Origin of the sequence: Streptomyces hirsutus (genome assembly GCF_001418415.1) — a bacterium.
In the GTDB taxonomy this organism is placed as follows: domain Bacteria; phylum Actinomycetota; class Actinomycetes; order Streptomycetales; family Streptomycetaceae; genus Streptomyces; species Streptomyces hirsutus.
Genome location: NZ_LIQT01000521.1, coordinates 1 through 6,332, shown reverse-complemented (window position 1 = coordinate 6,332; position 6,332 = coordinate 1). Strand labels below are relative to the sequence as shown.

The 6,332-nt window shown below is 68.6% G+C and carries 5 protein-coding genes; 3 read left to right on the top strand and 2 right to left on the bottom strand.

Features of this window, described 5'->3' with window-relative positions:
- Positions 1-300: 300 nt before the first annotated feature.
- Positions 301-696 (bottom strand): hypothetical protein, encoded by a 396-nt coding sequence (locus AOK11_RS44165; RefSeq protein ID WP_055597363.1) that lies wholly within the window; start codon positions 694-696, stop codon positions 301-303.
- Positions 697-1,215: 519 nt separating this feature from the next.
- Here AOK11_RS44165 and AOK11_RS33060 point away from each other — a divergent pair.
- The 3 genes from AOK11_RS33060 to AOK11_RS44160 all read left to right on the top strand — a co-directional run bounded on the left by AOK11_RS33060 (position 1,216) and on the right by AOK11_RS44160 (position 4,728).
- The gene (locus AOK11_RS33060; RefSeq protein WP_079035241.1) at positions 1,216-2,643 is read left to right on the top strand and encodes an MFS transporter; all 1,428 of its coding nucleotides are present in this window, start codon (positions 1,216-1,218) and stop codon (positions 2,641-2,643) included.
- Positions 2,644-2,972: 329 nt separating this feature from the next.
- Positions 2,973-3,251: a hypothetical protein gene (locus AOK11_RS33055; RefSeq protein ID WP_055597361.1), complete on the top strand. Its 279-nt coding sequence runs from the start codon at positions 2,973-2,975 to the stop codon at positions 3,249-3,251.
- A 1,117-nt stretch (positions 3,252-4,368) separates the two neighbouring features.
- Positions 4,369-4,728 (top strand): NlpC/P60 family protein, encoded by a 360-nt coding sequence (locus AOK11_RS44160; RefSeq protein ID WP_055597359.1) that lies wholly within the window; start codon positions 4,369-4,371, stop codon positions 4,726-4,728.
- Between the two features lie 65 nt (positions 4,729-4,793).
- Here the strand turns inward: AOK11_RS44160 and AOK11_RS33040 are convergent, their stop codons facing one another.
- Positions 4,794-5,684: an LLM class F420-dependent oxidoreductase gene (locus AOK11_RS33040; RefSeq protein WP_055597358.1), complete on the bottom strand. Its 891-nt coding sequence runs from the start codon at positions 5,682-5,684 to the stop codon at positions 4,794-4,796.
- Positions 5,685-6,332 lie beyond the last annotated feature (648 nt).

The window sequence follows — 6,332 nt, the reverse complement described above, 5'->3', positions numbered from 1 at the left end:
CCCGTAACATCCCACCCCGAACACCCCGCTTTCACGCACCCACCCGGGCACCCCATCATAAATCCGGACAACGACGCCCTGCCGGCCCAGCCCCCACCACGCCGGCGCACTCAGGGCGATTTCAAAGCCGGAGCGATCATGTAGGTGTGCAGGTCACGGCGGTGTGACGATGTCGGGTGGGTACGCGACCGTACGCAGCGAAGCTCCGTTGTGAAGGTGGCCTTCCCAAGTCCCCTTCGCGCAACGGAGCTTCGATGTGCCGTCAGTCTTCCACCATCTGCCTGGTCAATCGCCCACTCATCAGCACCGCGCGATCGGTCCGCTGGCCGAGCGGCCGCTGACGCGGCCGATCTGCGGCGCCGACGCGGGAAGCGTCACCCGTTCGTGGCAGTACTGCTGATCGCGTTCTCCGCTGTCGTCACCGGAGCGAAGACGTTCACGGCGATCGGTCATGTGCTCTCCGCCGCGATGGGCGAGATCACCCGCGAGCTCGCCCCTGGCTCGGTCGACGTACGGCTGCGCGGGCTGCACCCCGACTTCGTGGGGCCGCCGCCCGCCGACGGCGGCCCCACGGAGCCGGCCGCGCCCGTCGAACCGCTCAAGGCGCAGGCGCCCGCCGAAGGTGACGAGGGCGGCACCGCCCGCGTCAATCTGCGTCTGCCGGCCCACCTCAAGGCGCGCCGGGATGGGCGACAAAGGCCCCGCAGGACGTCCTGGCCCGACTCGGCGCCCGCACCGCGACGGCCCTGGCCGTACGTATCCCGCCCAGCAGCGCGACCGGGCGGATCGTCGGTGCCGGCGGCAGCAACGGCCTCGCCCCCCCACAAGCCGTCCGGAACAATCCATCCCCACCGTCCACTCCCCATGTCCAGCACAAGTGCCAACTGGTCACATGGGACACGGTGTAAGCAGTACCGCAGACAGAAAAACCACGACACGGGCGGTGTGCGCGGCGGGCGGGATGCGGATGTTGAGCAGAATCCTGCCGCAGGGCGCCCGCAACCTGCGCAGCGACGTACTCCGTCAGCCAGGGCCTCGCACCTCCTGGAACCCGGGCATCGCCGACACGTACCGGGCACCTCGGTGTCGACTCACCGCCCGGCTTGGGCGATCCCGGACACCGTCGCAGCCGACCCGGCTCCATCAGTGTGGCTAATTTATCCCTTATGGTGGCTTTTGGTGCGGAGTCTTCGCGGACAAGAGGGAGTTGGAGCCGTGGCGTTCGCGGAGTCGGCCGATGGCGGTGAGCCCACGTCCTCTCCCGCATCGGCCCCAGGGCCCGGGCGACGGTCCTGGGCACCGCTACTGGCGGTGTGCACCGGGTATTTCATGGTGATTCTGGATGTGACGGTCATCAACGTCGCCGTGCCGGTGATCGGCCGGGAGCTGTCGGCCTCGCTCACCGGCATCCAGTGGATCACCGATGGGTACACCCTGGTCTTCGCCGGGTTCCTGCTGACCGGTGGCGCGCTGGGCGACCGGCTGGGCAACCGCCGAGTCTTCTGCTCGGGCGTGGCGGTGTTCACTGTGTCCTCGGCCGCGTGCGCGCTCGCGCCGAGCACCCCCTTCCTGGTTGCGGCCCGACTGGTGGAGGGGCTCGGTGCGGCGTTGATCGTGCCCGGTTCCCTGGCCCTGCTCCAGCATGCCTACCCGGCGCCGGCCGCACGCTCGCGGGCCTTCGGACTGTGGGGGTCGATGGCGGGCATCGCGGCCTCCGCCGGGCCGCTGCTGGGCGGGCTCCTCGTTTCCACGGTGGGGTGGCGCTGGGTATTCCTCATCAACCTGCCCGCCGGCATGGCCTGCCTGGTACTGACGCTGCGGCATGTGGCCCGCTCGCCCCGGCGCGCCGCACGCTCCCTGGACTGGCCGGCGCAGTGCGCGGTCGTGGCGGCAGTGGCGCTGCTGACCGCGGCGCTCAACGAGGCCGGGCGGCGGGGTTGGTCCGATCCGGTTGTCCTCGCCGGGGTGGGTCTGGCCGCGCTGGCCGCCGCGGCATTCGTGGTGCGTGAGCGGCTGGCCCGGTCTCCTGCCCTTCCGCTGAGCCTGCTGCGGTCTCGCACGATAAGCGGCGGAGCCGTCATCGGCCTTCTGTTCAACTTCGGCTTCTACGGCATGGTGTTCACCGCCAGCTTGGAATTCCAGCACCAGCGCGGCTTCAGCGCCCTGGGCACCGGACTGGCGCTTTTCCCGGCGGTAGCGATGACCATGTTCGCTTCCGTCCTGTCCGGGCGGCTGGCCCGCCGCACCGGTGATCGTCCACTGGTGGTCTTCGGCATGCTCCTGGCCGGTATGGGGCTGGCCTGCTGGGCCTTGGCGGGAGCCGACCCCGCCTACCCGCTGTTGGTGGCCCCGATGATGGCCGCGGGGTTCGGCACCTCCTTCGCCCTCACCGGTTCGACCGCCACCGTGATGGGTGCCGCGCCCCCGGCGTACTCGGGGGCCGCCTCCGCCCTGTTCAACACCACCCGCCAGATCGGCAGCGCCACCGGCGTAGCGCTCGGTGGCAGTCTGCTCGCCACAGCCACCAACTACGACATCGGGCTGCGGACCAGCATGGCCATCGGCGCGCTCGCCTACCTCACCGCCGCGGGCCTCGCATGGCTGTGCGTGCCGGCGAAGCCCGAAGAACGTAAGGCTTCTTGAGGCCGTCGGGCAGGCCGGTGCAGTCTCCGCCTCCGCCACACAGGCGTTCCCCGAAGAGCACCTGCGTGGGCACTGTCACGTTGGCTGACGGTGTGGGATGGTCTTCGGTTTGATCGTGTCGTGTCGGGGGTTGCTGGTGTCGTCCGTGCCGCTGTCGTGCAAAGGGCACCGGTACCCGGTGGAGATCATCTCCCACTTGTGTCGATGATGCTTGAGCCCGCCGGTGCACCGGGTCTTGCCCCAGATCTTGATGAGTGGGCGCCGACTGTGGTGCAAGGCTGGCCACGCAATGAACCGGCTTCTCGCGGGGGAGGGCTCAATGACGAGACATGGCACGGCTGTCTGCGGGCCTTGAGGGACACACGGGGGAGATCCTGCAGGAACTGAAAAAAGCCCGCCGTGGGCTGAAGGCCCCCTTGCTTGCCCGCGGAACGGCCAAGAAGTTGACCTGGCTGCTGCAGCACACAAGCGACGGATGTTGGCAGGCCATAGCCGAGAATCTCGCCCTTTTGCACGACCCGCAGAAACCCTTCGTGCCGACACCGATTCCCGGACAGATGTCACCGGCCCTGGCCACCCACCCGCCCTCGGCCGAACTCACCGAGTGAACAACCCTGATCAATGGCGTCGTCGGTCCTCAGCGGATGGACGACCCAGCCTTGCTCTTTGCAAGGCTGGGCTGGAGGCACAGCCTCGAACTTTCTGATGAGAACGACACGGTTGCTGAAGAGACCCGTCGCTGACGGGCGACATCACGGAACTGCGGACAGAGCCGTTTTCAAAGGTCCCCATCAGGGGTCGGCGTGTGCTGTTCTTCTCACCCGGTAGGAGGTGGCATGGGGATTTGGCGCGGGTTGTTCTTGATGGGCTGGCCGGTGCCCATGGGGCGCATGTGGGCAGGATGGTGGTGAGCTGGTTGAGATGGTCGGGGCGGACGCGGATTCCTGGGAGCCAGAGGTGGTTCCCGTTGCGTGTGACCTGGATCCAGATGCTGGTGTGTTTGTGGTTTTCGTCAGTGACGGTGACGCCGTTGGCGATGGTGCAGCGGGCGTGGAGCAGGTCGTGGTGCCAGACGCGGTCGGCGGAGTTGGAGGTGACGCAGGGGCGGTAGGGGGTGTAGGCCAGGGACAGCGCGCACGTGTTCGTGCGGGGTTTCTGGCATGCCGTCTCGACGTTGTGGACGAGAATGCCGGCACTGCTGCTTGTACCTGTGCCGGCTGCGGAGCCCAGCGCGGGCGTGGCGCCGAGCCCGCCCTGCGGAGGAAGCAGGAGCAGTCCTCCCGTCACCAGCCCGCCCGCAGCGGCATCGGCTGCGATGGCCCCCGCACACGCCGGCGCGACGGCAATTCAGCCTGCCGTCACGCAGGCCGCCGCATCCTTCCCCACCTGGGGGACACGCTGGGTCGTGCACACCATGCCGGACATCGACTCACCCTCCGTGGGAATGATCAACCAGAAATTCCCCGGCCAGGACCGCATCACGGCCGACTATCAAGTCGACACCGGCCGCAGGGTATGTGAGGGCAGCGCCTGTTCCACCCTCATGGCTCACATCACCCAGCCCGTCACCGGCTTCCTCACCGTCGTCGCGGTGGACATCCCCGAAGACCGGCTGCCGGGCATCCCCGTACAGGCAGGGCCGCCCGCGCCTCAGCCCGGCTCACGGCAGCAGACCCTGCAGCGGGCCGCTATACCTGGCTCACCGCCAACAACGGAGGACGCCCGGTGCCCTCCAACCAGGGCTCGCACTGGCGTGACGGCTACCGGCAGGACTGCTCCGGCTACGCCTCCATGGCCCTAGGCCTGTCCGCACCCGGCACCACCACCGTGGGGCTCGCCAACCGCAGGCTTGCCCGCCCCATTGCCATGAGCGAGCTCCAGCCCGGTGACCTCGTCATCGACGCCACCGGCAACAACGACACCCGCCACGTCGTCATCTTCGAAAAATGGAACGACACCGCCCACCGCTCCTACACGGCCTACGAACAGCGAAGCGTGCACGGCACCAGCTACCGCTCACTGACCTACGGGCGGGCAGCGGGCAGCGAGTACAAGGCCTACCGCCCGCTCCGGTACGGAAACTGACGCCCGACGGAGTGATACCGGTGCGTGCCCCGCCTCCATGTCCGGCTGCCCTTGCGTGCCGTCCTCTACAGCTCGTCGGCGAATACCCCGGCCAGCTGACGCCATTCGGCCCGCGGCAGGCCGGCGCCGCCCTCCTCGGCGGTGAGCACCTGGAGTGCGACGTGGTCGGCGCCGGCGTCGAGGTACTCCCGAGTTCGGGCCCTCACGAGCTCGGCGTCGCCCAGGGCGAAGAGGGCGTCGAGGAGACGGACGCTGCCGCCGCCCTCGAAGTCGCTCTCCGCGAACCCCAGGCGCAGCAGGTTGTCGGTGTAGTTGGGCAGTCGAAGGTACATCCTCAGCATGTTTCGCGCAGTGGTGCGGGCCCGGTCGAGGTCGGTGTCGAGCACTACCGACAGCTCCGGGGCGAGCAGCGCGTCGGGGCCGAGCACCTCACGTGCCTCCGCCGTGTGCTCGGTGGTGACGAGATAGGGGTGTGCGCCCAGCGCCCGGCCGGTCGCGAGCTTCAGCATCTTCGGGCCGAGCGCCGCGAGGACCCGATGTCCGGAGTTCACGGGCGGGGTGGCGGCGTCGAGTGCGTCGAGGTAGGCCACCATCGCGCTGTACGGCCTCGCGTACTGCGGCACCATCGGGCCATGGCTGACGCCCAAGCCGAGGACGAATCGCCCGCGTGCGCTCGCGTCGATCGCTGCGATTCGCGCCGCCACCTCCTCGGCGGTGTGGTCCCAGATGCTGAGGATGCCGGTGGCCACGGTGACCGTGCGGGTGGCGACGACGACGGCCGCGGCGTCGTCGGGCGAGGGACTGCCCCCGATCCAGAGAGTGCCGTACCCCAGCTCTTCGAGCTCGGCGACCGCATCCGCGATCGCCTCTTTGCCCGCGTCGTCCGCCCGCGACCCATGCAGGGCACTGCTCCAGATGCCGACCCGTCCGAATGCCTCGCGCGTCTCAGAAGTCATGGTGTGATCAACAGCGGCCCGTGCCCGCTATTCCCGGCTGGGCGGGCATTCATCCGTTTCCCGTACTCCGACTGCGGGCCTACCACCGCGTCCCCGCACCGGGGTGCCGGATGAGACTTGACTGGGATTTCCAGCCTCCTGGCTTTGTGAGTCCGGCCGGTTCACCGACCGGCTGAGGCCGGTGTCACGCCCAGTCCATGCTGAGTTCCCGTAGTGCGTCGCTGTCCGGTGGCGGTTTTTCTGATCAGTGGCTGGTGGGCTGGCCTGGGTTTGTCAGTTTGGCGTGCTGGTGCGGGCGCTTTGGTGGGGGCGCGGGTGTGGGTGGCGGTCTTGCTGTGTGGGGTTTGATCTGCGGTTTTGTCAGATAGCGGGCCGGGTGATCAAGTGGTGTCACTTGTGGTGACCGGTGATCAGGTTCGGTGATTGCTGGTATGGGGCGGCGTCTTCTATGGGTGGTGATGCGGCAGGCGGGGCATGCTTTGGGGCTTCGGGGTCCGTAGCGGTGGATGGGCACGACGTGGCGGGCGGCTGTACCGGCCCGACCACCGTCGAGCACTGGACCTCCTCGGTCACCGGCCGCCCCGTCCCCGACGCCCATCTCGCCCACGCCTCCTACGTCGTGGGTAAGTGGACTTTCCCCGTGACGTT